The sequence below is a fragment of the Kocuria sp. NPDC057446 genome (genome assembly GCF_042802875.1).
Classification (GTDB): Bacteria; Actinomycetota; Actinomycetes; order Actinomycetales; family Micrococcaceae; genus Kocuria.
On sequence record NZ_JBHVDI010000243.1, the window covers coordinates 1 to 3,531 of the forward strand.

3 protein-coding genes are annotated in these 3,531 nt (G+C 74.3%); 2 read left to right on the plus strand and 1 reads right to left on the minus strand.

Translation table 11 applies throughout. The annotated features are described in order from the left end of the window. Nucleotides 1-213: 213 nt before the first annotated feature. A complete protein-coding gene (locus ACFU0Y_RS17635; protein WP_380216176.1) occupies nucleotides 214-1,311 on the plus strand; it encodes an S-(hydroxymethyl)mycothiol dehydrogenase in 1,098 nt (365 codons plus the stop codon). After that, a complete protein-coding gene (locus ACFU0Y_RS17640; RefSeq protein ID WP_380216178.1) occupies nucleotides 1,308-2,048 on the plus strand; it encodes an MBL fold metallo-hydrolase in 741 nt (246 codons plus the stop codon). The genes ACFU0Y_RS17635 and ACFU0Y_RS17640 overlap by 4 nt, the downstream gene beginning before the upstream one ends. Before the next feature lie 49 nt (nucleotides 2,049-2,097). On the opposite strand, the gene ACFU0Y_RS17645 is transcribed toward ACFU0Y_RS17640, so the two are convergent. Continuing rightward, on the minus strand, nucleotides 2,098-3,405 hold the full coding sequence (locus tag ACFU0Y_RS17645; RefSeq protein WP_380216180.1) for a hypothetical protein: 1,308 nt from the start codon (nucleotides 3,403-3,405) through the stop codon (nucleotides 2,098-2,100). Between the last annotated feature and the right edge of the window lie 126 nt (nucleotides 3,406-3,531).

Genomic DNA, 3,531 nt, shown 5'->3' on the forward strand with positions numbered 1-3,531 from the left:
CCGTGGTGCTGAACCACGGGCCCGCCGCCGTGTCGTATCCCGCCGGGACTGCACCCGCCGGACCGTGCTCCCGGACTGCACCTCCGCACTGCACCTCCGCACTCCACGTCCGCACCTCGCGTCCCGGCGGTCCTTCCCTAGACTGGGGAGCGGTGTTCCGGACCGGAACCGTCACGTCGTCCCAAGAAGTCGTCCGAAGAAGGGGTCCCACCCATGCACGAGGTCAGAGCCGTCGTCGTCACGGCGAAGAACGCACCAGCCACCCTCGAGACGATCCACGTCCCGGACCCCGGGCCCGGGGAGGCACTCGTGGACGTCCTCACCTGCGGGGTCTGCCAGACCGACCTGCACTACAAGGAGGGGGCTGTGGGCGACGACTACCCCTACCTGCTCGGCCACGAGGCCTCGGGCGTGGTCTCGGCCGTCGGCGAGGGCGTCACCGAGGTCGCCGTCGGCGACAAGGTCATCCTGAACTGGCGCGCGGTCTGTGGGGAGTGCCGGGCCTGCCGCAAGGGCGAGCCGTGGTACTGCTTCGCCACCCACAACGCCACCCGGAAGATGACGCTCGCCGACGGCACGGAGCTCTCCCCCGCCCTGGGCATCGGCGCCTTCGCCGAGAAGACCCTGGTGGCCGCCGGTCAGTGCACCAAGATCGAGGGCGAGCTCGAGGACCACCAGTACGCCGCCGTGGGCCTGCTCGGCTGCGGGGTGATGGCCGGCATCGGCGCCGTCCTCAACACCGGTGCCGTCAAGCGCGGGGAGTCCGTGGCCGTGATCGGCTGCGGCGGCGTCGGCACCGCGGCGGTCGCCGGGGCGGCCCTGGCCGGTGCCACCACGATCGTCGCCGTGGACCTCGACGACGAGAAGCTGGCCACCGCGCAGACGTTCGGCGCCACCCACACCGTGAACTCCCGGGAGCAGGACCCGGTGGAGGCGATCCGCGAGCTCACGGGCGGCTTCGGCGCCGACCTGGTGATCGACGCCGTGGGCATCGCCCCGACCTTCAAGCAGGCCTTCGAGGCCCGCGACCTCGCGGGGCGGCTGGTCCTGGTGGGCGTGCCCGCCCCGGGCACCACGTGGGAGATCCCGCTGGACGAGGTCTTCGGCCGCGGCGGATCCATCAAGTCCGCCTGGTACGGCGACACCCTGCCGAACCGGGACTTCCCGATGCTGGTGGACCAGTACCGGCTGGGCCGGCTGGACCTCGACGGCTTCGTCACCGAGCGGATCGGCATCGAGGACGTCGAGCCCGCCTTCGAGCGGATGACCGCCGGCAAGGTGCTGCGCTCCGTCGTGGAGCTCGGCCGATGAGCCCCGTCGACCGCCACGACGGCGAGGCCCTGCCCGACCGGGAGCGCGACCGTCCCGCCGACCCGGGCGCCGTGCCCGTGGGCCGGGCCGAGGGCGCCGGCCGGGCCCGCATCGACCGGCTGGTCACCTCGGGGACGTTCTCCCTCGACGGCGGGACCTGGGACGTCGAGAACAACGTGTGGATCGTGGGCGACGACGACGAGTGCCTCGTGATCGACCCGGCCCACGACCCCGCCGCGGTGGTGGAGGCCGTCGCCGGGCGCACGGTGACCGCCATCCTGCTGACCCACGGCCACGACGACCACATCCGCTCCGTCAAGGAGGTGGCCGGACAGGTGCGCGGGACCATCCACCTGCACCCGGAGGACACCGTGCTCTGGGAGCAGGTCTACCCGAGGACGCCCTTCGACGCGCCGATCGCGGACGGCGAGCAGTTCACCGTGGCCGGGACGACCCTCACGGCGCTGCACACCCCGGGCCACTCGCCCGGCTCCGTGTGCTTCTGGGCCCCGGACCTGGGCGAGGGCGGGGTGCTGTTCTCCGGGGACACCCTCTTCCAGGGCGGCCCCGGCGCCACCGGCCGGTCCTACAGCGACTTCGACACGATCGTGGGCTCCATCCGGGACCGGCTGCTCACCCTGCCCGGCTCCACGGAGGTGCTCACCGGACACGGCGACACCACCACGATCGGCGCCGAGGCCCCGCACCTGCAGGAGTGGATCGACCGCGGCCACTGAGCCTCTCGGCCGGACGTCGGAGCCCCGCCGGGTCCTTGCCCGGCGGGGCTCAGACGTCCCCGACGTCGATGCGCCGCCAGCGGTGCACGAAGGCCAGGGCCGTGGCCAGCAGTGCGGCCGCGGAGAGCACGGGCACGAGAGCCGCGCTCCGGTAGCCCCAGGACTCCCCCCACCAGCCGGACAGGGCGAGCCCCCCGGTCAGACCCACGCTCATCACAGCGGTCATCACCGTGGTCAGGGCGGTGACCCGGGTGCTGGGGGCCACGAGCCGCGCGATCTCGTAGACGGCCACGAGGCACGGTCCCGTCGTCAGTCCGGCCAGCGCCAGCACCACGATCATCCCCGCGGAGTCGTCCGGGATGGTCAGGAGCATCGCGGCGAGCACGGCGCCGGAGGCCGCCGCCACCCAGCGGTTCCACAGCCGGAGCTCCTCGGTGCGGGCGGACGCGGCCACCGCCCCGAGGGCGGACGTGAACCCGGAGACGGCGTAGAGCCAGCTCACCGAGATCACCGCGTCCACGGCTGTCGCGAAGACCACCACCGTGCCGAGGGTGGAACCCACGAGGGCGCCCAGCGCCCCCATCCCGAGCACGGGGAGCAGGCGGAGCTGCCGCGTCCGGCGGCGGCGCCGGCGGGCCGCCCGGTTCGGTGCGGCCTCGGCGGGCGGCAGGAAGTGGATGTACCCCCGGGGCAGACGGGCGGAGCAGTGCAGCAGGAACACGGTGGTGCCCACGAGGGTGAGGGTGGCCGCGAGCACCAGCACGGCCACCGGCCCGAGGGTCACGGCCACCAGGCCGGTCACCGCAGCCGCCAGGACGGTGCCGAGCGCGTCCATGACGCTCTCGTGGCGCAGCGCGGTGTCGAAGAGGTCCTCTCGGGAGTCCCGCCCCAGCAGCGACCACCAGCGCAGCCGGCACGCCACGCCCATCTGTGGCAGCACCAGCCCGGCGAGCAGGCACGGCAGCACCAGCTGGGCGGGATCGGCCCCGGTGTCGGCGGCGAGGTCCGGGAGCCGGCGCACGAGCCACCACACGACCACCGGGTTGACCAGGGTCAGCAGCACCAGGCCGACCTGGCGCCGGCGCCACGATGCGGCCGCCCCCATGGCGAGCCCGCACACGGCGGACCCGAACGTCACGGCGGCGGCGCAGAAGGCGCCCAGGGCGGGTGAACCGGAGATCAGCGCCACCGTGGTCAGGACACCGAGCGGGACCATGGTCTGGGGCAGCCGCACGAGCAGGGTCAGCACGGGGTAGAGGGCTCCGCTGACGGCGGCGAGCTCCCGGGAGTCGGCCAGGGGCGAGCGCGCGGCCGTGCTGAAGCCCCCGAGGGGCTCCGCGGCGCGCGGACTGCTCACGGGCACCTCCGTCTCCGCCCGGCGGCCGGCGCCGGGCTCGGACCAGCCTAGCCCCGCGGCCCGGACGATGACGGAAAGCGTCGTCCCCCGCGGCGGCCGGCGGATCGCGCGGCCCTGCCGGCTCCC